This window comes from Sorangium sp. So ce693, from assembly GCF_051521375.1.
In the GTDB taxonomy this organism is placed as follows: domain Bacteria; phylum Myxococcota_A; class Polyangia; order Polyangiales; family Polyangiaceae; genus Sorangium; species Sorangium atrum.
This window is the reverse complement of the sequence record NZ_CP150347.1, coordinates 8,216,272-8,238,529: the sequence shown is the minus strand read 5'-3', so window position 1 is coordinate 8,238,529 and position 22,258 is coordinate 8,216,272. Positions and strand designations below refer to the sequence as shown.

Sequence of the window (22,258 nt, the reverse complement as noted above, 5' to 3'; positions counted from 1 at the left end):
CATCGAAGACCGCGACCGGAGAGGCGCTCCAGAGGGCCAGAGCCGGCCCGTTGCCCCCGAGCGTCGCGGAGGCCGCCTCGCGCACCTCGGCCATCGCCTCGCGCGCCTCCCATGGGAGCGCGTCACCGCCGGGCGCGCGGAGCGTGGGCGAGGCCAGCCGGGTGGGAGCTCGGTCCGATTCACGCTGTTGCGTCCACGAGGGCCACGGGTGAGGATGTGCAGACGAATGAAGCGTTCTCCGCAGAGCGCCCAGCACGCCGCCGTCGCGGCCGAGCTGGAGCAGGTGGTGGCGAGTCCGGTGTTCGGTGGGTCAGCGCGGCAGATCCGGCTGCTCCGTTTCCTTGTCGGCGAGGCCCTCGCGGGGCGCGGCCCCGATCTGCGCGCACCTCTCCTCGCCACCCGCGTCTTCGATCGGCCCGAGGGCTTCGACTCCGTCGAGGACTCGATCGTACGCGTCGAGATGAGCAAGCTCCGGCGCGCCCTCGAGCGCTACTACGCCGCGAGCCCCGCCGCCGTGGTGCGCATCGAGCTGCCGCGCGGCCGCTATGCCCCCGTCTTCGCCACGGGGCCGGCCGCGGCCGACCCCGCCCCGTCCGGCGCCTCCCCGCGCCCCCCGATGGACTCGCAGCCCGCTGATGGGTCGGGTCCGCTGTCTCCCCGATCGGGCTGTGTCCCGGACAGCGCCGGGGGGCCCGTCGTCGCGATCCTCCCCTTCACCTCGATCATCGCCGTCTCCGCCTCCTTGAACGCGAACGCGCCGGAGAGCGAGCCGCCGGTGTCGGGCTCGACCGGCGCGCGGAGCCGCGCCGTCGCCCACGGCCTGACCGACCGGCTCGGCGACCTCTTCGTTCGCGCCCCGCGCGTGCGCGTGCTCTCGCGCGCCGCCACCCTGGACGAGGCCGAGGCGCGGGGCGCGCGCTACGTGGTCGAGGGGAGCGTGCGCCTCATCCCCGGCGCGCTCCGCGTGACGGTCAAGCTTCACGACACCGCGTACGGGATCCAGGTGTGGGGCGAGAAGTTCGACCGCTTCGACGTCGATGGCCGTCTGTTCGCCGTCGAGGACGAGATCGCCCGCGAGATCACCACCTTGCTTGTCACGCTGCCCCTCGGCGCGGTCCATACCATCGAGTCCGAGGAGCGCGCTGTCCACCCTCCGCGCTCGGCGTATGAAGTGCTCCTGCGCTTCCCCCGGTGGCTCGCCACCTTCGATGGCGGCCTGCAAGCCGAGCTCGCGGACCACTGCGCGCGCTTCCTCGACCGCGACCCCGATGACGGGGTGCTGCTGGGGTATTCGGCGTTGTTTCATGTGCTCTCCTCGTGGACGGCCGCCGGCAGGGATCACGACCTTCGCCGGGCCGCGGACCACGCGCGGCGGGCCGTGGCGCTCGAGCCGGAGCTGACCAATGCCCGCCAGGTGCTCGCGTTCGTGCTGCTCGACGCCGGCGACGGTCCGGGGGCGCTGGCCGAGGCCGAGATCGCCTTGAAGCTCGGCGGGTCGCTCATGTTCACGGGCTTCCTCCTCGCGCTCGCCGGTGACTGGGAGCGCGGCACTGCCATCCTCCGCAAGCATCAGGGCCTGGCGAAGCGCTATCCCGGCGCCGTCCACCACGCGCTCGCGCTCGACGCCTGCCGCCGCGGCGACTACGAGGCTGCCCTCGTCGAGGCCGGGGCCATCGGCCACCCCAACCTCGCCTGGAGCGCGCTCGACAGCGCCGTCGCCCTGGCCCGCCTCGGCCGCCTCGCCGAGGCCCGCGTCGCCGGCTGCCAGCTCGCCGCCGTCCTGCCCCAGGTCTCGCGGGATCCCCGGGCCGTTGTCAACCGACTGACAGCGGACCAGGCCCTTGTCGACGACCTCGTGGAGGCGCTCGCGCTCGCAGGGCTCGGTTGAAGAAGGGACGGCGGCGTAGCACGGCCGCGGCCGCTCGTGCCGGTGCGGCGCGCCCTCGCGGCGGCCTGCACCTGCCTCGATATCGAGCGCTTGCAGGACGCCTGAGCCGTGCTCGGGCGGCGGAAGCCCGGCGAGCTCGCCGCCCGCACAGCGCGTGATCTGCCGGTAGCCTGCCGTCGATCGCTGCGGATTGCGCGGGTCGCGACCGAGGATCTGTCATGAGCGATATCGCTCGTGCACGAACGGCGGCGTCTGTCCACGAACAGCGCCGCCCGCGCATGAACGGCAGCGTCCGTCCACGAGCGGCGGCAATAGTCCAGAAAATGGCAATCAATGGGGCGAGCGCATTTTCTGGTTTACATGGCTCACCCCGTCATTCATATGCAGACCAGCGCTCTGTTATCGGTCGCGGCAGAGCGTCCGTATTCGTTCAGGATGGTTGGGGCGCGCTTCGCAGCTGAGGGGTTCGGGCGAGGGGAGCGGCGGAGCGCGACTGGCGGCGGGGGCCGCTCGTGCCCGGTGCCGCGGTGCGCGCGACACCGGGCAAACGGGCTTGATGGGGCAGTGTTCCCTGATCTTGGCGCGATTTGAGCGCGGGAGCAGGTAACTCGCGCGGCAGCGCGTCGAGAGACGCGCAGGGGCCTGCCTCGAGATCACCTCCGCAAGCAGCGTATTCGCACAGGCATCGATCCTGAGCTGTCGACTTGGATGCACCGAGGTTTCTTCAGCCGGCGCAGGCTCGGCATCGCGCTCCGGCTTGAACACGAACAGGGGGACACACCATGCGCTATCTCAGGAGCTCTCTTCTCGGCTATCTGGCGATCCCGGCGTTCTCCGCGCTGTCGGTCGCGAACTGCTCCAGCGTCGGCCCCTCCGCGGCCGACGGCGAGGACGAGGCCGCGGGCGAGGCCCATGGTGCGCTCACCCCCGAGCAGTGCGACTACGTCGACGTCAATGGGACGGTCCAGCTCTGTCACAGGACCGGCTCCGCGACGAAGCCGTACACGATGATTCGCGTCAGCAGGCGGGCGTGCATCGACGACCACAGCGCTCACGCCAATGATTACATCACGAGCCTCGACCCGAGCTCGCCGCTCTACGACCCGACCTGCAGCGGCCAGGGCTGCCTGCCTGTGGGCGCGCCGTGCGACGCCACGGTGCCGTGCTGCGGCGGCCTCACCTGCCAGAGCGGCACGTGCACCGACGTGGACGAGTGCGCCCTGGGCGCGGACGACTGCGACGCGAACGCCGCGTGCTCCAACACGCCGGGCTCGTTCACCTGCGCCTGCAACGAGGGATACGTCGGCGACGGCGTGACGTGCGTCCTGCCCGGCTGCGGCAACGGCTTCGTCGAGGCGCCTGAGGAGGTCTGCGACGATGGAAACCAGACCGCCGGCGATGGTTGCCGCGCGGACTGCAAGGGCCTGGAGGTCTGTGGGGACGGCTTGACCGACTACCCCACGGAGCAATGTGACGACGGTGACGACGCCGATCCTGCCGACAGCTGTCACACGTGCCAGTGGCTTGCGATCACGAGCGTGCCCGCCCAGAAGATCAGCGGCGCCCTCTCGTGCCCGAACAGTGAATTCTCGAACACAGGGCGCAAGATCTCCAGCGATGTGTTCGGCAACGTCTACGTCGTGATGCTCTGCGGGGGTGAGGCCTTCACGGTCGTGAGCCGGGATTTCGGTCAGACCTGGAGCGCGCCGATCTCGACCGGTCTCACCGGCGTGTTCGAGGCGGCGATCGAAGGCGGCGTCGGCAATACCGCGTACGTCGCGGCGACCCGCAGCTCCGGCAAGCTCAGCTTCACGCGCTCGACGGACGGCGGCGCGAGCTGGGAGGCCGTCCAGGAGCTCGTGGAGCCCATCGTCGACGCGGAGGTGAGCATCGACTCGCTCGGACAGCACGTCTACATCTCGGTCGTTCCGGCCGCCGGGCAGCTCCAGATCCTGCGCAACGATCAGGGCGGCGACTCCGGCGCGTGGGCCTCCACGACCATCGCGCAGTCGAGCGCTTTCCACGAGGTGATCGTCGACAAGATCAGCGGCGCCGTGATCTCGGCGTCGGACGACCCTGCTTTCCACATCCGCACGAGCACGGACGGCGGCGTCACCTTCGGCCCCGAGGCCAACCCCCCCGGGCAAGCATTCTACTCGGACTGGGCGAGCGCGAAGGGGCTCCTTATACACGACGGGCACCTTCGGCGGCACGGACATCGACATCATCCCCCTCTCCGCGCCCGGGACATCGACCCAGGTGAAAGGGCTCCCCGCCAACGGTCCTGACCCCCTCCGCGCGATCGACGCCGATCCGGTCGGCAATGCGTACGTCGTCAGCCAGCTCAACGACGACAGCATCCAGCTCGACCGCATGGTGTACCAGTCGGGCGTCATCTCGGCCGCGGATGCCCGGCTGATCGCGCCGACCGGCGCGGCGCCGGGCGTCGCGGGGCTGCCCAACAGCCAGGGGGCAATCGTCGTGTTCCGCGACCGGAGCGACATCTACGCCGCGGTCGAGGTCTACTGACGAGACCGGCCGCACTGGCACGTAGCGGTCCCGGAGGGTCCCGGAAGCGCAGAGGCCGTCAGGGGCTCGGCCTCGCGCGCCGCCGGCGCGGCGGTGAGCCCTCTTCTGCGGTGAGATCGCCTTCCCTGGCGCACAGTCACCCGCCTCAAGGCTTGAAATGCCCGACTCGGTCGCCGAGTTGGCGATCTCAAGGCCTGAAACGGCCCACCGGGCCGCCCAGTCGGCCGTCTCAAGGCGTGAAACGACCCGCTGGGCCACCGAGTCGGCCGTCTCGAGCCTTGAAACGGCCAACTCGGCGACCGAGTCGCCCGCTGCAACGCTTGCATCAAGCGTTGCAGCGGGCCGTCGGCTCACGCCTCCGGCGAGGGCCCCGGCTGGGCGGCGGCCGGCGCCGTCGGCGCGGCCGGCTGGCCCGGCGGGACCGCGTCGCTGACGCCGGACGCGCGGTGGATCTCGGCCAGGTCGTCGAAGATGAGCGGCAGGAGCTCGGGCTTGCCGAGGTGGGCGAGCAGCCCGCGGACGAGGCTCTTGTTCGCGTTGTAGACACCCAGCCAGGCCTCGCGCGCGGTCGACACCTCGGGGCCGAGCTCGAGCCGCTCGACACGCGTGGCGCGCTGCTGCCGCTCGATGATCCCGAGCTTCTCGTGCGCCTCCCGGAGCTCGGCCAGCCACATGTCCGCGCCGCGGACCTTGTCGCGCTGTCTCTCGAGCTCGTCCGCGATGTGCCCGACCGCGGCGGTGAGCTTCGTGAGCCGCCGGCGCGCGAGCACGCTCGGCGCCTCGCCGCGGAAGAACAGCCGGGTATCGACCGGCCTCCCCTTGAGCGAGTCGAGGTAGGAGGCGAACCGCACGATGACGTCGCGCGCCTCGTCGAGCACCTCGGCGGTGTCGAGCTCCGGCGCCGGCTTGGGCTGGCGGTCGAGGACGTCGGACATCGCCTGATCGGCGAGGAGCTGCTTGCCCATCGCGAACTCGACCATGCCGTCGAGGGCAGCGACCTTGCCCATCAGGACCGCGGCCATCTGCTCGCGCGCGAACTTCCCGTAAATCTTCGTCTCGAAAGGATCGATGTAGGGGTCTGCCATAGGCGCCTCCTTGGGTTGAGCAAAACGCGCTGATGTTGGCAGAGCTCCTCGGGCCATGGCAATGGCTCATGGCCTCATCGGCATGGAATGGCACGAATCGGACGCCCTGCGGGGCTGACCAGGCCGCGGTCCCGTTCAGTTGCGGTGTGGCAACGCCCGCAGCCGCTGCAGGAGCACCTCGCGATCTCCGGCGTAGGTGCCCTTGGGGAAGTCGCGTCTGTGTTGCTCGAGCACGAGCCGCACAGCGTCGTATTCACCGGACGTGAGCGCCGCGAAGGCCTGCCGCATCAAGCGGTCCTCTGGCATCGAGACGGCGGCGTCGCGCCGAAGAAGGCTGTGCGGAGCGCGCGGGGGCGTCACGTCGGGGCGCGGCGCCTTGAGGGCGCCGCTCACGGCGCCGGTGGGCGGCTCCTCGGGGCGCAGCTCCGGGCCCGAGGGCAGGGCGCCGCGGCGCACCGTCGCGGCGACTGGGGAGCGCAGCGCGACGGCGTGAGGTTGCGGCGGCGGGCTCTCGCTGCGCGGGCCGGGGACCAGCAGGACGAGCGCACCTGCCAGGGCGGCCACGGCGCCGGCTGCGGTGCTTCCCACGCTGCGTCTGCCGGCCCTCGTGGCCAGGGGCGGCCTCCGCTGCGAGCTCGCGGCCGGGCTGGCCTCGCCGCGAGCCGGCGCGCGCCGGAGGGCGCGGCGGGTCCAGTCGAGCAGCCGCCGCAAACGGCCTTCGTGGAGAGGCCGCGAGGCGGCACGCGCCTCGAGCGCGCCGAAGGCGATGGCGAGCGGCGCGATCAGGGCGCCGCTGCCGCGGTTCCGGGCCCGCCAGCGGCGCGCGGCGGCGACGAGGCTCTGCCGCGCGAGCCGGAGGTGATTCCATGCGGTGTTGCACGGCATCGCGCGCTCCTCGGCGATGTCCTGGACCGCCTCCTCCTCCAGGTCATGCGCGACGAGGATCTCCCGGCGCATCGGGGGCACCTCCAGGAGCAGATCCGCGAGGAGCTCGTGCTGTTGCGCCTCGATGAGCTGTGTCTCGGAGTCAGGCGCTGCGCTGGAGAGCCCGTCCAGCGCCTCCTCCGGCCAGGGCTCCTCGTGCCGGCGATGGGCGCGCTTGCGCTCGTTGGAGATGTGGTTGAACGCGATCCGCAGGAGCCAGGTGCGCACGCTGGCAACGTGAGGATCGTACCGGGGCAGCGACCGCGAGGCGCCGAGGAAGATCTCCTGGAGCAGGTCGTCCCGATCCGCGCCCCGGAAACCCTGCCGCTCGACGTAGCGGCGGACGAGATCCAGGTGTTCGGCCATGATCGCCTCGATGGTGAGCGGTGATTGCTCGGCGGGGGTGTCCGTCGTGCGAGACGATTTCCTCATGCGAGCGTAGTTACCTGGTGACCTCGTCGGCCATTTGAGAATCGACATGCCGCGCTGAACCGAGCCAGGCGCATGGGGTTCGCGCGTGGGCTTCTGGCACAGGCCGCGCAGCCGCAGGGCGCGCATTCTCGCGGCGCGACCAAAATTGCCTGACGGTCGAGTCGATTCCGTCACTTTCTCCGGACCAAGGCGGCTTGACCGAAATGAGACTCGCCACGTAGTATGCCGTGGAGATGGCGTCCACAGGACGGTTGCTCCTCGCGGTGACCGCCGCAGCTGTCGTGTGGAGTCGTGCGGCAGTGGCCGCCGAGGAAGGTCCTTCTGCTGGACCGTCCGGAGCGGCCACGATCCGCTCCGAGGGCGAGGAGGCGTTTGCGCGGGGCGAGAGGGCGCGGCGCGCGGGGCGGTGGGAGGACGCGGAGGCGTCGTATCGCGCGGCGTGGAAGGCGGATCCGCGGCCGGAGTTCGCGGGGGAGCTCGGGCTTTCGGAGCTCGCGCTGGGGCGGCCCCGGGACGCGGCAGAGCACCTGCGGGAGTCCCTGCTGTATCCGGAGACGCTCCAGCTGGCGGCGCAGCGGCGCTTCCGGGCGGGGCTCGAGAAGGCGGAGCGCGAGATCTCGTCCGCGACCGTCGCGGTGAGCCGGCCCGAGGCCGAGGTGTTCATCGACGGTCGGCGGATCGGCCGCGGACAGGGCATGTATTTCGTCTACCTCGATCCGGGGCGGCACGAGGCGCGCGGCAAGCTCGAGGGGTATGTCGATGACGTCTATCCGTTCGAGGCGCAGCGGGGAAGGGAGTCGATGGTCGGCCTTCACCTGGAGCCCAAGCCCCCGCCGACGGCTGCGCCTGCGCCGGTCGCGCCCGCGCCGGTTGCGCCTGCGCCGGCTGCTGCGCCCGGGGGGCCGTCGGCGGGAACGGTGTTCCGCGTCGGCGGGATCGCGCTCGCGTCGGCCGGGGTCGCGCTCGGGACAGGCTTCGCGCTCGCGGCGGCGGCGCGCGGCGACGAGGCCGCGGCGCAGGCGGAGGCGCTCCGCCGGCGCGGCGGCCCGGCGGCGTGCATGTACCCCGAGCATGCGGACGCGTGCGCGGCGCTGGCCGACAGGAACGGCGCGCGCGGCACGCTCGAGACCGCGGCCTGGGCGAGCTTCATCGGCGCGGGCGTCGCCGGCGCGGTGGCGATCTCGTCGTTCTGGTGGGCTCCGGCGCCGCGCGCGAGCGCCGTGCGCGCCGTGGCGCTCGCGACGGCGGAGGGCGGTGCCGTGCTGTTCGTCGGCGCTTGGTAGGCCGGAGCGACAGACGGAAAGGAGCGATAGTGATGTGGTGTGTGCGAAGCTGGGTCGCGGGGGGCTTGCTCCTCGCTGTGGGCGGCCTGGCAGCGGCGGGAGGGTGCGGCGGCGCCGATGCCTACGACTGCGCGGAGGAAGTGACCTGCGACATCGTGAACGCCAACGGCACCAGCAACGGCCACTGCTGGGGGCAGTGCGTGCCCGAGCCGCCGCGTGCTTTCGATGAGCCGATGCTCGTATGGACGGGCCTCGAGACGCTCGCGCCGTCGTGCGACGATCTCGTCTGGGCCATCCCCGGGACGAACGAGGTGATACGGATCGCCGACGGGCCGCCTGCGTTCGTGGGACGGACCCCGCCGGCGGAGGCGCCTTCATGTCCCGTGTGCGCGTGCACCGCACCGTCCTGTGCGCTGCCCTGGGACATCACGACGAGCTCGCTGCCCCTGTGCGAGGGAGAAGGCGCGGGGACACAGACGCCCTTCGCGCCGCCTCCGGGCTGGGACGGCTCGTGCGTGTCGCCGGGCTGGGTGCCGTCCGGGCGCCTCGGCTCGCTCTACATCGGGTCCACCACCGAGCAGCCCTGCGCGCCGGTGGTCGAGGAATCACCCACGCCTCCCGATGCGCTCACCGGCGAGGTGGCGATCGCCTGCTCCGGCAAGGTGTCGTCGACACTGTGCGCGCAGGACGGGCAGCGCTGCATGCTCTACCAGCAGCACGACCACCTACCCGAGGGGTGGCGGCACTGCATTCTCGCGGACGGGGACGACCGCGAATGCCAGGCGCCCGTCGCGGCGGGGGACCCTTGGCCGAGGTTCTCCGAGAAGCTGGGGGTCTTCTACACGGAGGTGGACGATACGCGCGGCTGCACGGCGTGCACGTGCAAGCCGCCCGAGACGCACCGATGCGTGGCGGACGTGTCCGGTTACGAGGACCGCGCGTGCAGCGACTTCCTCGTCGTCGCCCGTATGACCACGCAACGAAAGATCTGCGTGGATCCTGGGTCAACCCGGACGCTCGGGAGCCTGAGCGCGACGTGGATCGTCAACGAGCCGGGGCGCTGCACGCCGGAGGGCGGGGCGCTAGCTGGCGAACTCGATGCCCGAGGTCCCAAGACGATCTGCTGCTTGCCGAGGGACACTTGATGCGGCGAGAGGCGGAGCACCTGCGTGAGTCGCTGCTCGATCCGGGGTCGCTCGCGCTGGCGGCGCAGCGCCGTTTCTGCGAGGGGCCGTGCAGGGTGGGGCGCGAAGATGGCGCAGGCGACCATCCTGGCGAGTCGGCCCGATGCGGAGGTGTTCATCGATGGCTGGTGGGTCGGCCGGAGACAGGCGAACTGCGGGACTGGTAGGCCGGAGGGCAAGCCGAAAGGAGCGATGGCGATGCGGCGTGTGCGGAGCTGGGTGGCGGGGGGCCTGCTCCTCGGTGCGGGCGGCCTGGCGGCGGCGGGAGGGTGCCGCGCCGGGGAACACGACTGCGCGGAGGAAGTGACCTGCGAGATCGTGAACGCCAACGGCACGAGCAACGGCCACTGCTGGGGGCAATGCGTGTACCCACCGGGCGGGAAGTTCGGGGAGCCGATGCTCGTCTGGACGGGGCCCGACACCCTCGCGCCGTCGTGCGAGGATCTCACCTGGGTCGTCCCCGACACGGATGTGATCATCCGGCCGTCGAGCGGAACGCCGAAGCTCCTGGGACGGGCGCTGCCGCGCGTCGAGCGCCATTGCCCCACGTGCGCGTGCACCGTACCGTCCTGCGCGTTGCCCTCGGACCTGGCGGCGGTCTCGTTGGCCATGTGCGGGGACGGGCCGGCGGAGACACGGACGCTCTTCGCGCCGCCGCCGGGTTGGGACGGCTCGTGCGTGTCGCCGGGCTGGGTGCCGCCCGAGCAGCTCGCCGCGCTCTTGGTCGGGCCGATGATTGAGCAGCGTTGCGAGCCGGTCATTGAAGAATCCCCGGTGCCCCGCGACGCGGTCGCGGGCGAGGTCGCGATCGCATGCCCGAGCCGGGTATCGACCACGCTGTGCGCGCAGATGGGCCAGACATGCCTGGTGTACCAGCAGCAGGATTCCCTGCCCGCGGCGTGGCGGCAGTGCGTCTACATCGAGGGGCTCGACACGGAGTGCGAGGCGCCCGCCGCGGCGGGAGACCCTTGGCCGAGGTTCTCCGAGAAGCTGGCGGTGTTCTACAAGGGCGTCGAGGACACGCGCGCGTGTACGCCGTGCACGTGCAAGCCGCCCGCGACGAGCCGGTGCGAGGCGTTCGTGTCCGCCTACAAGGACAGCGCGTGCGGCGATTGGCTCGTCGGCATCAGTGTGACCACAAAAGAGGTCTGCGTCGCCCCTGGGCCAGCCCCGATGATCGGGAGCCTGAGCGCGACGTGGATCGTCAACGAGCCAGGACGCTGCACGCCGGAGGGTGGTGTACCTGACGGCGCGCGAGAGCCGGAGGAGCCGGTGACGATCTGCTGCTTGCCGAGGGGCACATGAGGCTGCCGGCGGAGCGAGGCCGAGTTGCATGGCAAAAGAGGAAAGAAAAACCGCCAGGGCACAAGGATCGCAAGCAGCAGCCGGCCCATCTGCCCGACGGCTGGCGCCACTGCATCGTCGGGGAGGGGGATCTCGGATGCCAGCAGCCCCAGGGAGGAGCGGACCCTCGGAAGATCTTCTCGGACAGGGTGGGGGTGTTCTATGTGAACCTGGTGACCGCGCCCGCGTGCTCGCCGTGCACCTGCGAGGCGCCGGCGACGAGCCGGTGCGAGGCGCTCGTGTACGCCTGGGAGGATGCCGCTTGCAGCGACATCCTCCTCGGCGTCGATGTGACCGAGCGTGGGATCTGCCTGGTTCCTGAGCCTACCTCCAGCCTGGGCAGCGTGAGCGCAACGTGGCTCTCGAACGAGCCCGGGACATGCAAGCCGACGGGGGGCGATCCCATCCACGACGAGGTGGTCGGCGACGCCAAGACGGTCTGCTGTCTGCCGAAGGCGCTGGAGGCGCCGTGACGGCCTGGTCGAGAACACCGGCGGGCGGCGGGCGCGCCGCCCGCGGCAGGAGCCAACCGGTGGTACAGCGTGCACGGGCTCCTTGGGAGCGCGCGGGGAAGGCGGTGATGTCGCGATGAGGTGGAACAGGAAAGGGTGGCTCCTGCGAGCGTCGATCACGCTGTCGCTGGGGGGCCTGGGCGGCGTGCTCGTCGCGAGCGGCTGTGGCAGCGCAGAGCCGCCGTGCGGCCTCCCGGGGAATCTCTGCCACATCACCAACGAGGACGGCACCAGCAACGGCGTCTGCGCCGGGAGGTGCGTGATACAGCCGATGGTCGGCTTCTACGATCCGCTGCTCCTGTGGATCGGAGACCCTGACGAGCCCGAGCCGTCGTGCGGGGACCTCACCGGATACGACCTTCAGCGTCGCAACACGCAGAAGATCGCTCCGACGGTGTTCTCCCGGCTCCGGTCGTTGCGGCCGGGCGAGGAGCCCTGTCCCAAGTGCGGATGCAGCGTTCCGCTCTGCTACATGCCGGCGCTGGTTGCGGCGCACTCGCACGCCTCGTGCGAGAACACCCCGGCGGAGACGCTCAGGCCGTTCAATCCGCCCCGGAACTGGCGAGGCGAGTGCACGTCTCCAGGGACCGTGCCGGCAGACGAGTTCAGCGCAATCTGGATCGCGCCGGGGCCGGATGGTTCGTGCACGCCGTTCACCGTGGACGAGCCCTCTCCGCCGGCGGGCCCTGCCAAGATCGCGATCGCGTGCAGTGGCGGGGTGGCCCACTTCGAGTGTCCAGTGGGCGGGGATGTCTGCATGCTCAACCAGCAAGAGGCCAACGTGCCCCCCGGGTGGCGCTACTGCATGATCGGGTTGGAGGGGGATCGCGGATGCTACCCGCCCGCCGCTCCGGGGGAGCCGCCCGTGTTCTCGGAAAAGTTCATCTTCTATAACCGGGACCTCACGCGGAGCTGCGAGCCGTGCGCCTGCGTGCCCAACCGCACGCCGAGGGAGTGCGTCGCGCGGGTGAGCGCCTACTCGGATCGCGCCTGCAGCGAAGACGCGCTCCTCGGGACGACGACGGTGACGGCCGGCGGGGCAGATGACTGCCTGCTTCCCGAGGAGGATGGTGCGGCGCTCGGCAGCATCCGCGCCGAATGGGAGGTCAACCATGTGGGGTTCTGCGACCCGGCCGGCGGCGAGCCGCGCCCGACGACCGTCTGTTGCCTGCCGGAGCCCACCGGATGACACGGCCGTGAACGGCGACGGCCACGCGGACGCGGGCCTCTTCGATCCCACCAGGCTGCACGCGGCGGTCTCCCCCTGGCGCTTCACGGCTTCTTGCGGGTACGTCTTTGCCGAACCTTGAAGAGCTCTTCCTGGTTCTCGGCAGGAGCTCTCTTGCTGGTGACATGCGCCACCACGGTCCGGCTCGGGGATGCTTCGCCGCACCGGGATTCGTCAACCTGTCGAGCGCCGCTCCGTTTTCGTCATCGTGCCAGCAGCTGCTGGCCAGGCGGAGCGTAGGATACCGGCGACCGACGCAAGCAGCGGTCCACTTCGGTCGAGTGAGGCGGTGCCGTGCGGCAGGGATCTCTAGCGCCTCGATTGGGAGCTTCGTCAGCAGCGTCCGCAACACCTCGTCGAAGTTGAGCCCAACAGGTGTAGCAGCGACGGCGAACGTGGCGCGCAAGATCTGCGTGGACGACGGCCGAGCCGCGCGTCTCGGCGCTCGGCTCCGCCCGAATGGACAGCCCCCTCGGCGTCGATCCCGGTTTGGCACGCGGGCTGCAAATGCAAAAAGAGCACGTGAGAGATGGAGTCGGCTGCAAACGACCACTCGACGGCCGGGCGCAGCAGGCGATTCCGGGAAAGAGACACGCCATGCGGCTCGGATTGGCCCTCCTGATCGCGCTCCACGGCGCGATTCACCTCGTCGGATACCGCGAGTGGTCGAAGCTCGCGGCCGCCGGTCAGCCGAGCGATCGCACGCTCGTTCCCTTCTCTCCCGCGGGAAGCCGGGTCTTCGCCCTGCTCTGGCTCGCGGCGCTGCTCGTGCTGCTCGCGGCGGCAGCGCTCTGCGTCCTGCGGCGCGACGCGTGGTGGGCGCTGGCGCTCTTCGGCGTGTTCCTCTCCCAGGGCCTCATCGTCCTCGCGTGGCCCCAGGCGAAGTTCGGGACGCTCGTCAACGTGCTCCTCCTCTTGCCGATCGTGGCCGCAGCCGCACACGCACGCTTCCGCCATCAGGTTGATTCGGAGGTTCGAGCGCTGCTCGCGCGCTCCGCCGAGCCGCACGCTTCCACCGTCGAGCCCTCCGAGCTCGAGCCCTTGCCCGCGCCGGTGCGCACCTGGCTGGAGGCCTCGGGCGTCGTCGGCCGGGAGAGGACTCAGACGGTCCGGCTGAAACAGCGCGGCGAGCTCCGGGCCAGCCCCGGCGCCGCCTGGATGCCCGCGGAGGCCGAGCAGTACTTCTCCGTCGGCGAGCCTGCGTTCGTCTGGAAGGTCACCACGAAGATGATGGGCGTCCTCCCGATCGAGGGCCGCGACAAATACGCCGCCGGCAAGGGCCAGATGCTGATCAAGGCGGCGTCGCTCCTCGACATCGTCGATGCGGCCGACGAGAAGATCGACCAGGGCGCCATGCTGCGCTTTCTGGGCGAGATCGTCTGGTTCCCGTCAGCGGCGCTCCGCCCCTACATCGCGTGGGAGTCGATCGACGCGACGAGCGCGAAGGCGACGATGCGCCACGCGGGGAAGGTCGCATCGGCGGTGTTCATGTTCGATCCTCAGGGGCGCGTGCTCGGGCTGCAGGCAGAGCGTTATCTCGGCGGCGGCGCGGACGCGAAGCTCACGCCCTGGTCCGTGGCGTGCTCGGAGTGGGGCACGTTCCGGGGCATCCGGATCCCGAGCCGAGGGGAGGTCCTGTGGAAGCTCGAGAGCGGGAATTTCAGCTACTACCGCTGGGAGATCCTCGACGTGGAGCACAACCCCGCAGGGCCGTAGCGGGAGAGCGGCTCCCGCACGCAAGCCCTGCGCTTCGCTAGAGCGGGCGGCCGATCCGGGCGCGGATCTGCGCCCGGACATCCTCTGGAAGCGAGCGCAGGTAGTCGTCGGGCAGCAGCCGCAACGTCTCGTCAGGCACGAGGAGGAGCCGCTCCTCGGGGGTGAGCCCTGCGACGCGCTGCTCGGGCGGAAGGCCGGCGAGCCGCTGCTCGGGCGGAAGGCCGGCGAGCCGCTGCTCGGGCGGAAGGCCGGCGAGCCGCTGCTCAGGGGTCAGCCCCGCGGCCCGCTGCTCGGGGGTCAGCCCCGCGGCCCGCTGCTCGGGCGGCAGCGCCGCCAGCAGCTCGTCCACCGGCAGCGCTGGCAGCAGCGTCTCGATCGGCAGCTTCTTCAGCAGCGTCCGCAGCACTTCGTCAAAGCCTTCCAGCTCGCGCATCGCCATCGCGATCTCCTCCGCACCGACCTGCTCGGCCAGCCAGCGGCGCGCCTCAACAGTCCGCGCCGTGCCGTGACCGAGCAAGTGTAGCAGATCATCGCCCTCCTCCTCGGCCACCCTGGCGAGCTCGACCACGTACAGCGCGAACGCTCCTCCCTGGAGCTGCCAGTAGCCGCCGGCGAGGTTGCGCCAGAGCAGCCCGAGCGCCGCGGCATCGGCGTCAAGGGGGCGGCTGCGCGACGGCAGCAGCAACACGCCGGCCAGGTCGCGGCGCGGTCCGAGCCGCTTCCCAGCGCCCGCGTAGTGCAGCGACAGGTAGCCCCAGAGCCGGTCGAGATCGCGGCCGCGGTAGGTGCGCCGGACACTCTTGAACTCGACGATCGTCTCCCTGGGCAAGAGCGACCAGAGCCTTCGCAAGGTGCCGGCCGGCCCGTGGGTTTCGCCCGGAGCCTCATTGCGCAGCAGGAGAACATCGGCCCGGGGCGGCTCTGTCGACAAGGGCACCTCGTTTTGGATCTGAAAATGGCGCGGGCGGCGCTGGCGCAGCAATGCGGCGAGCAGCACGTGCCACGCGGTCCGGGTCGAGCCCATGGCACCCTGTACTGGCAACTCCGGCGCAGGACAAGCAAGCATGAGCGCGAGAGGCGTCTCAAGGTCCTTGTCTCATCGGCCTCATCGCTTTACGAGGACAGGTAACCTTTCATCATGCTTTCTTCAGGAGCAAGCGAATCGTGGTGATCCCGGGCACCACGCGGCCCCGCGCCAGCGGGCTCGGCGCGTGCCCTGCCCCCTCCGAGAAGGCGTCATCCCGGCGTGACCACCCCCCAGCCCCTGCGCGCGCAGCGTCTCGGCCTGGAGCCGCTCCGCGACCGCGTTGAGCTCGCCGAGCGCTTGGCCGGAGCCGCCGCCCACGATCGTGCGCAGCGGCCGCTTGCCGGCCGGCGCCTCGACGAGCGCCACGAGAGCACGTTCACCTGGAACAGCCTCAGCGCCTGGTCGGTCGTGAACCCCTCGCTGAGCCCCATCGCCGACAGGCCTGCGTTGTTGACCACCACGTCGATGCCGTGGCCCCCGGCGCGCCGGAGGGACCCGACGAGGTCGTGAAGCGAAACTCGGCCACCTGCGCCCCTCAGGCCCGCGACGGCCCCCGCCTCACCGCGCGCCGCTCGCGGTGAGACCCAGCGTTTTCTGACGCCGCGAGGCCCTCTTCCCGCCTACTTGGCAAAGATCGACCCGTTCCAGACGTACCGCGCCGGCTGCGCTCCGCCCCACGGCAGCAGCAGCGGCTCGAAGCCGCCGACGGGCGCCTTGTCCTGGTTGAAGGGGTACGTCTGCTCCGTCCACTCGACGGCCTTCCCCGGGGCGAGCTCGATCCCCATCTTGTCGCCCACGCGCACGAACTTGAGCTCGCCGGCGATCTTCTTGCCGCCCACGCTGCGCGCGATCTCGGCCGCGAAGATCCGCTGGATACTCTCGCCGTCGACCCGGAAAATCATCACGACGTCGCGGTCCACGGTCCCGCCGCCCGCCTCCTTGGGCGCCGCCGCGCGGACGGTGCCGTGGACAATGATCTCCGCCTTGCCGTCGCCGGTGAGATCGAGCGCGCGCACCGAGCGGATGTCGGCCGGAGAGGCGAACTGCGCGAGCGTCATGAACGCGTACCCCGCGCCGCCACGGAACCCCTTGCCGAACACCACGATGTCGCGGTCGTGCAGGAGCACCCGCTCGGGCTCCTTGCCGCCGGCCACGTCGGCGCCGAGGTCGAACTGCGGCTTGCTCGCCGAGGCGCTCCGGTCGCGCCGGTAGAGGGCGTACACCTTGTCGAGCATCTCGGCCGGCGAGAGGCCGGCCGGCTTCGGCGCGGCCCGCGCCTCCTCGGCCCTCGCCGGCGCCGGGCGCGGCCCCGCGGCGCTCGCCTGCCGCTGCTCGCTCGCCTTGGTGAACACCCCGCCGGTCAGCTTGTAGAGCTGCGACTTGATCGACCCCCACGGCAAGAGCAGCGGGTCGTACGTCGTCTCGACCCCCTCCGCGTAGTTGCTCGCGTCGTACCGGGTCGCCTTGCCCGGCTCCACGCGGATCGCCACCTTGTCGCCGTCCGCCACGAAGTCGACGTCGTTGACGACCGAGCCCTTGTCCGTCGCGATCGCGATCTCGTGCTGGAAGATCGGCTTCGGCGTATCGCCGGCGCCGAACTGGAGCACGTGCATCACCTCGCGGTACTTCGCGCCGCTGCCGGAGCGCTTCCGCAGGATGAGCTCCGCCTGGCCGTCGCCCGTCAGGTCGCGCGCCGTGAGCGACGGCAGCATCCCGTCCTTGGCGTCGACCCCGAGGTCCTCGAAGTAGTACTGCGCGCCCTTCCGGAACCCGGGGCCGAGGACGATCATGTACCGCTCGTAGACGAGCACCCGCTCCCGCATCGCATCGCCGGCCACGTCGGCGACGAGGTCGTAGCTCGCGCGGCCCTGGATGCCCTTGCTCCGGAGGAGGCCGTCGGTGAGCGCGAGCTCCGGCTCGGTCGCGAGCGGCGACAGCGACGCGTACGCCTCCGAGGCGGCGCTGCCGACGACGGCGTCGACCCCTCCGCCGTCGTCGTCGTGGACGAAGAGCCCCGCCCGCAGCCCGACCCGGGTCGTCGCCGCCTCGGGGAACGCCGCCCAGGGGACGCTCGCCTCCAGGGTGTACCCGCCGCTGCGGGGGGCCTCGACGACCCTCGCCCCGGCCACCGCCTTGCCGCCCGGGACCTTGACGCTCCCCGCTGTCTTGCCCGGCTGCCCCGGGTAGAGCGCGACCTCCTGCACCTTTCCGCCCGGGAACCCGATCACGACCTTCACGTGATCGGCGCCGCCTCGCAGCGTGTCGTCGGTCACGTCGGCCGCCACGTAGATCCGCGCGTCGTCGTAGGCGATGGCCACCTGGGCGGCGAGATCGGCCTTGCTGGGCTTGCCCTTGAGCTTGAGGCCGAGGGAGGTGAACGCCACCGGCCACTCCTTCGGGACCCCGTCGAGCTTGAGCCATTTCGACTCGACGAGCGGCGCCGCGATCGGCGTGCCGGCGGCGAGGGCGGGGGAGGGGGCGGCGGTGGTCAGCGCCGCCAGCGCGACCGGCGCGAGCGCGGCGAGGCGGGAGCCGGAGGTTTGCGCCCCCGGCGCACGGTACGAGTGTGTTTTACGTCTCATAAGCTCGGGTTTGGACGCCTCTCCGCGCCCGCTTGTTCTTACCACGAGCACTTTCTTTCCGGATCGCTCCGCGTCGCCCACGTCGCCCACGTCGCCCACCCGAGGCGGCACCCTGGACGCCGCGAGGCGGCGATCTCGACGTGGCAGGCGAGGGGACCCGGCGGTGCCGAGGCCCTCACCCGCTGTCATCCGTGGGGCCCGGGAGAGGGCGCGAGGCGGGCGGGGCCGGCGCCTTCGGGGCGGATCCGGCGGTACACGAGCTTTGCGATCTCGACGGCCGGCACGATGAGCGCCGAGAGGACGAGCAGGAGCATCCACTCGTTCGACGACATCGCGTACGTGCGGAAGACCGGGCGCAGGGCGGGCACGAGCAGCGCGATCAGGTGGATCGCCGCGCTCGCCGCGACCGCCAGGAGGAGCGGGAGGCTGATGAGCGGCTTCGACGCGAAGAGCGAGATGACCGGGCTCCGGCAGCTCCAGGCGTGGAAGAGCGGCGACAGCGCCAGCAGCGAGAAGGCGACGGCGCGCGTGCGGAGCAGCGCCTCCTCGGTCTGGTCCGACGTCGCGTAGAGCGCGACGGCGGCGAGCCCCATGATCGCGCCGACGTAGACGATGCCGAGGTAGTCGCGCTTGACGAGCAGGCCCTCGTCGCGCGGCCGCGGCGCCTCGGACATGAGCTGCGGATCCGGCGGATCGATGCCGAGCGCGAGCGCCGGCAGGCCGTTCGTCACGAGGTTGATCCAGAGGATCATGAGCGGCGTCAGCGGCGGCCACTTGCCGAAGAACGAGACGACGAACACGGCCACGAGGAGGCCCATGTTCGACGAGAGCAGGAAGAAGATGAACTTCTGGATGTTGCGGTAGATGGCGCGCCCCTCGCGCACCGCCTCGACGATGGTCGCGAAGTTGTCGTCCGCCAGCACGAGGTCCGCCGCCTGCCGCGCCACGTCGGTGCCCCCGCGCCCCATCGCCACGCCGATGTGCGCCTCCCGGAGCGCGGGCGCGTCGTTCACGCCGTCGCCCGTCATCGCGACGATGTGGCCGTGCGCCTTGAACGCCCGCACGAGCCGGAGCTTCTGCTCCGCCGTCGTCCGGGCGAAGACGCGCAGGTGCATGATCCGCCGCGCCAGCTCCTCGTCGCCCATCGCCGCGAGCTCCGCGCCGCTGAGCGCCTCGTCGCCCTCGTCCCAGAGCCCGATCTCCTTGGCGATCGCCGTCGCGGTGAGCCGGTGGTCGCCGGTGATCATGACGGCGCGGATGCCGGCGCGGCGGCACTCGGCCACCGCCTCCTTCACCCCCTGCCGCGGCGGGTCCATCATCCCGACCAGGCCGAGGAACGTGAGCTCGCGCTCGACGTCGTCCTCGTCGCGGCTGAGCCGCACCCGGCGGCAGATCGCGAGCACGCGCAGCGCGGCCGCGCTCATGCGATCGGCCTCGGCGACGATCGCGACGCGGTCGTCCTCGGTCAGCGCCCGCACGCCCTTGTCGTCGGCGAACTTCACGCAGAGCGGGAGGAGCACGTCGACGCTCCCCTTCACGTGCGCGATCTCGCGGCCGCGCTCGTCCCGCGTGATCACCGTCATCCGCTTGCGGTCGCTGTCGAACGGCAGCTCGTGCACGAACGCGTGCGACGGCGCGACCGACTCGCGCGAGTAGTTGCCCTTCGCGGCCAGCGTCAGCAGCGCCCCCTCGGTCGGATCGCCGACGATGTTCCAGCGGCCCGTCGCCCGGTCCTCGTCCAGCGACGCGTTGTTGCAGAGCGCGACCGTCGCGAACAGGTACGTGAGGGGCGCCGCGTGGTCCACGACCTCCGCGCCGTGCTCGTCCCGCAGCGCGCCCGCCGGGTTGTACCCCTCGCCGGTGACCGTGTAGCGGCGGCCGCCCGCGTACACGTGGCGGACGGTCATCTCGTTCTGGGTGAGCGTGCCCGTCTTGTCCGACGCGATGATCGTCGCGGCGCCGAGCGTCTCGACCGCGGGCAGCTTGCGCACGATCGCCCCGCGCCGCGCCATGCGCTGCATCCCCAGCGCGAGCGTGATCGTCGTGATCGCGGGCAGCCCCTCGGGGATGGCGGCCACCGCGAGGCTCACGCCCTCGAGCAGGAGCTCGTGCCACGGCCGGCCGCCCCGGATGAACCCCCAGCCGAGCAGCACCGCGGAGAGCGCCAGGCACACCCGCAGGATCACCGAGCCGAAGCGATCGAGGCGCTCCTCGAGGGGCGTCTTCTGCTCGCCGACCGAGCGGATCATCTCGCCGATCCGGCCGAGCTCGGTGCCCACGCCGGTCGCGGTCACCACCGCGCGCCCCTTGCCGCGCACGACGCTCGTGCCGGTGAAGACCATCGTGACCCGGTCGCCGAGCGGCGCGTCGCGCGCGACCGGGGCGAGCGCGTCCTTGACCGCGGCCGCGCTCTCGCCCGTCAGCGCCGCCTCCTCGGTCGCGAAGCTGATCGTCTGCACGAGCCGCGCGTCGGCCGGGACCGAGTCGCCCGCCTCGAGCTCGAGGATGTCGCCGGGCGCGACGTCCTCGGCCGCGATGACCACGGTCTTGCCGCCGCGGCGGACGCGCGCGTTCGGCGCGCTGAGCTTCTGGAGGGCCTCCAGGGCCGCCTCCGCGCGCCGCTCCTGGTAGTAACCGAGGAAGGCGTTCAGGATCACGATGAGCAGGATCGCGATCGCGTCGCCGAACCGGTGGAGCAAGCTCTCGTCCTGGTCGGCCGTGAAGCCGACGACCACGGCGATCGCCGCCGCGGCGAGGAGCGTGAGCACGAGCGGGTTCGCGAACTGCTCGAGGATGCGGACGAGCGCGCTCTTCTTCTTCGTCTCGGGCAGCCGGTTCTTGCCGTGCTCCGCGAGGCGCCTCTGCGCCTCGGCGTCGGAGAGCCCGCCGGACGAGCTGACCCCGACGCGCTCGAGGAAGGCGCCGACCTCCTCGGCGTGGACTGGGATGGGAGCGGCGGGAGAGGCGTTCGGTCCGGCCGGGCGGAGCGCCGTGGCGGCTTGGCTCATGGGCAGGCGTGCTCTAGCGCTTCATCCTGGCTTGTTCACGTTGTTCTTCGGCCTCGAGCTCCGCGATCGCCGCCGCGAGCTCGTCCTGCTCGGCCTGGGGCGCGGCGGCCGGCGCGCCGCCCGCGCCGGCCACGCGCACCTGAGGCGGCGGCGCCGCGGCGGGCGGCGGCTCGGGCGGGAGCACGCCCATCTTCCGCTTGAGCGCGAGCAACTCGTCGTCCGCGCCCGCCGTCGCCTCGAGCTGCCCGAACCGGTGCGCCAGCGTGTCGCCCGTGTACTGCTCGGCGATCTCCCCGGCGGCCTCGGCCTCGGCCTCGATCTGGTCGATCTTGTTCGCCATCCGGTCGAACGTCTCGAAGGCGGAGGCGTTGTTCAGGCCGCTCATCGTCTCCTGGATGGCCTTCTGCGCCTCGGCCCGCTTCTTCCGGGCGATGAGCACGTTCTTCTTGCGCTTCGCCTCCTCGATCTTGTTGTTCAGGAGGCGCAGCGCCGTCTTCAGCTGGTCGACGGCCTGCTTCTGCTTCTGCCACTGGTCCTTGTAGGAGGTGGCGAGCTGGTCGTGCTCCTTCTTGCGGTTCAGCGCCTCCTTGGCCAGCGCGTCGTCGCCCGCCTTGATCGCGAGCATCGCCCTGCGCTCCCACTCCGCGGCGTGGGCGGCCTCCTGCTCGGCCTGCTTGGCCAGCCGCTTCTCGTCGGCGATCGAGACGGCGACCTGCTTCTTCGCCTCGATCAGCTGGTTTGCCATGTCGATGACGACCTGGTTCAGCATCTTCTCGGGGTCCTCCGAGCGGCTGATGAGGTCGTTCAGGTTCGACTTGATGAGGGTCGCAAGGCGCGCGAAAATTCCCATAGATCAGCTCCAACTCTCGGGGTGCGCAGGGTCGAAAGGCGCGGCGGGTCTGCTCAGCTGAGCGCGAGATCGTGCAGCACGGGGACGTGGCGGGCGAGCGCGAGATCGATGTCGCTCAGGATCGCCTCGAGCTCGTTCATGTCGAGGTTCTCGAGCTCCAGCGCCGCCGACAGGACGACGGTGCCCGCCTCGATCCCATACGAAGCATGCATCAGATCGGTCGCGTTGTACTCGAGCAGGCGGCGGAAGAGCTTGGTCTGGTGTGCGTCGTCCCCGGGGACAGGGCCGATCGAGACGCGCACCGCCACGATCGGCGGGTCGATGCGGATCGCGATCGGCGGCGCTCCCGCGCCCCCCGAGACGAGGTAGGTACCGGCGTCGTTCTCGAACCGGCGATCGAGCTGCAGGAGGTAGGTTTCGACATCCTCGGCTGTGCGCGGCATGGCGCGCCGAGCCTACAGAATCATGTCGCCTCGGGCTAGTGCCGCGTCCCTCGGATTCTTCCCGGGATTCCGCGCGCCGCGGGCTGCGGGCTGCGGCGACGACGCCGCGACGATGGTTCATCGAGCCCGCGCGGCTCGCCGTGGTCCTCCGAACCATGGCGCCCCCTTCGTTGGGTTCGTGCTCCGATCGCATCGGCGCGCTGTCACGTCACGAGCGCGCGAC

At 71.2% G+C, this 22,258-nt stretch carries 17 protein-coding genes; 10 read left to right on the top strand and 7 right to left on the bottom strand.

Annotated elements, in window-relative coordinates; genetic code table 11:
* Positions 1 to 226 precede the first annotated feature (226 nt).
* From WMF14_RS30435 to WMF14_RS30425, 3 genes are all read left to right on the top strand, one after another.
* Positions 227 to 1,888 (top strand): hypothetical protein, encoded by a 1,662-nt coding sequence (locus WMF14_RS30435; RefSeq protein ID WP_437791796.1) that lies wholly within the window; start codon positions 227 to 229, stop codon positions 1,886 to 1,888.
* A 782-nt stretch (positions 1,889 to 2,670) separates the two neighbouring features.
* Positions 2,671 to 4,176 (top strand): EGF domain-containing protein, encoded by a 1,506-nt coding sequence (locus WMF14_RS30430; protein ID WP_437791793.1) that lies wholly within the window; start codon positions 2,671 to 2,673, stop codon positions 4,174 to 4,176.
* On the top strand, positions 4,148 to 4,417 hold the full coding sequence (locus tag WMF14_RS30425) for a hypothetical protein (RefSeq protein ID WP_437791791.1): 270 nt from the start codon (positions 4,148 to 4,150) through the stop codon (positions 4,415 to 4,417). Before WMF14_RS30430 ends, WMF14_RS30425 begins: the two co-directional genes overlap by 29 nt.
* Before the next feature lie 350 nt (positions 4,418 to 4,767).
* Here WMF14_RS30425 and WMF14_RS30420 read toward each other — a convergent pair whose 3' ends face one another.
* A complete protein-coding gene (locus WMF14_RS30420; RefSeq protein WP_437791788.1) occupies positions 4,768 to 5,502 on the bottom strand; it encodes a hypothetical protein in 735 nt (244 codons plus the stop codon).
* A gap of 135 nt (positions 5,503 to 5,637) precedes the next feature.
* Complete coding sequence (locus WMF14_RS30415; protein ID WP_437791785.1) at positions 5,638 to 6,858, bottom strand: RNA polymerase sigma factor; 1,221 nt, start codon at positions 6,856 to 6,858, stop codon at positions 5,638 to 5,640.
* Between the two features lie 233 nt (positions 6,859 to 7,091).
* Here WMF14_RS30415 and WMF14_RS30410 point away from each other — a divergent pair, with 233 nt between their 5' ends.
* The 6 genes from WMF14_RS30410 (at position 7,092) to WMF14_RS30385 (ending at position 14,125) form a co-directional block, all read left to right on the top strand.
* The gene (locus WMF14_RS30410) at positions 7,092 to 8,141 is read left to right on the top strand and encodes a hypothetical protein (protein ID WP_437791783.1); all 1,050 of its coding nucleotides are present in this window, start codon (positions 7,092 to 7,094) and stop codon (positions 8,139 to 8,141) included.
* A gap of 32 nt (positions 8,142 to 8,173) precedes the next feature.
* The gene (locus tag WMF14_RS30405; RefSeq protein WP_437791782.1) at positions 8,174 to 9,286 is read left to right on the top strand and encodes a hypothetical protein; all 1,113 of its coding nucleotides are present in this window, start codon (positions 8,174 to 8,176) and stop codon (positions 9,284 to 9,286) included.
* Positions 9,287 to 9,517: 231 nt separating this feature from the next.
* On the top strand, positions 9,518 to 10,630 hold the full coding sequence (locus WMF14_RS30400) for a hypothetical protein (RefSeq protein WP_437791780.1): 1,113 nt from the start codon (positions 9,518 to 9,520) through the stop codon (positions 10,628 to 10,630).
* Positions 10,627 to 11,142, top strand: a complete 516-nt coding sequence (locus WMF14_RS30395) for a hypothetical protein (RefSeq protein ID WP_437791777.1) — start codon at positions 10,627 to 10,629, stop codon at positions 11,140 to 11,142. The genes WMF14_RS30400 and WMF14_RS30395 overlap by 4 nt, the downstream gene beginning before the upstream one ends.
* 115 nt (positions 11,143 to 11,257) lie before the next feature.
* Positions 11,258 to 12,370, top strand: a complete 1,113-nt coding sequence (locus WMF14_RS30390) for a hypothetical protein (protein ID WP_437791775.1) — start codon at positions 11,258 to 11,260, stop codon at positions 12,368 to 12,370.
* A gap of 636 nt (positions 12,371 to 13,006) precedes the next feature.
* Complete coding sequence (locus tag WMF14_RS30385) at positions 13,007 to 14,125, top strand: DUF6544 family protein (RefSeq protein WP_437791772.1); 1,119 nt, start codon at positions 13,007 to 13,009, stop codon at positions 14,123 to 14,125.
* Positions 14,126 to 14,162: 37 nt separating this feature from the next.
* Here the strand turns inward: WMF14_RS30385 and WMF14_RS30380 are convergent, their stop codons facing one another.
* Entirely contained in the window at positions 14,163 to 15,149 is a 987-nt protein-coding gene (locus tag WMF14_RS30380; protein WP_437791769.1) for a hypothetical protein, read from the bottom strand.
* 222 nt (positions 15,150 to 15,371) lie between these two features.
* Here WMF14_RS30380 and WMF14_RS30375 point away from each other — a divergent pair, with 222 nt between their 5' ends.
* Positions 15,372 to 15,662, top strand: a complete 291-nt coding sequence (locus tag WMF14_RS30375) for a hypothetical protein (RefSeq protein ID WP_437791767.1) — start codon at positions 15,372 to 15,374, stop codon at positions 15,660 to 15,662.
* Between the two features lie 110 nt (positions 15,663 to 15,772).
* Here the strand turns inward: WMF14_RS30375 and WMF14_RS30370 are convergent, their stop codons facing one another.
* From WMF14_RS30370 to WMF14_RS30355, 4 genes are all read right to left on the bottom strand, one after another.
* Complete coding sequence (locus WMF14_RS30370; protein WP_437791765.1) at positions 15,773 to 17,734, bottom strand: sugar-binding protein; 1,962 nt, start codon at positions 17,732 to 17,734, stop codon at positions 15,773 to 15,775.
* A 185-nt stretch (positions 17,735 to 17,919) separates the two neighbouring features.
* Positions 17,920 to 20,742, bottom strand: coding sequence for a cation-translocating P-type ATPase (locus WMF14_RS30365; RefSeq protein WP_437791762.1), 2,823 nt, complete (start codon positions 20,740 to 20,742; stop codon positions 17,920 to 17,922).
* 13 nt (positions 20,743 to 20,755) lie between these two features.
* A complete protein-coding gene (locus tag WMF14_RS30360) occupies positions 20,756 to 21,592 on the bottom strand; it encodes a PspA/IM30 family protein (RefSeq protein ID WP_272094395.1) in 837 nt (278 codons plus the stop codon).
* A gap of 53 nt (positions 21,593 to 21,645) precedes the next feature.
* On the bottom strand, positions 21,646 to 22,035 hold the full coding sequence (locus tag WMF14_RS30355; RefSeq protein WP_272094394.1) for a hypothetical protein: 390 nt from the start codon (positions 22,033 to 22,035) through the stop codon (positions 21,646 to 21,648).
* Positions 22,036 to 22,258 lie beyond the last annotated feature (223 nt).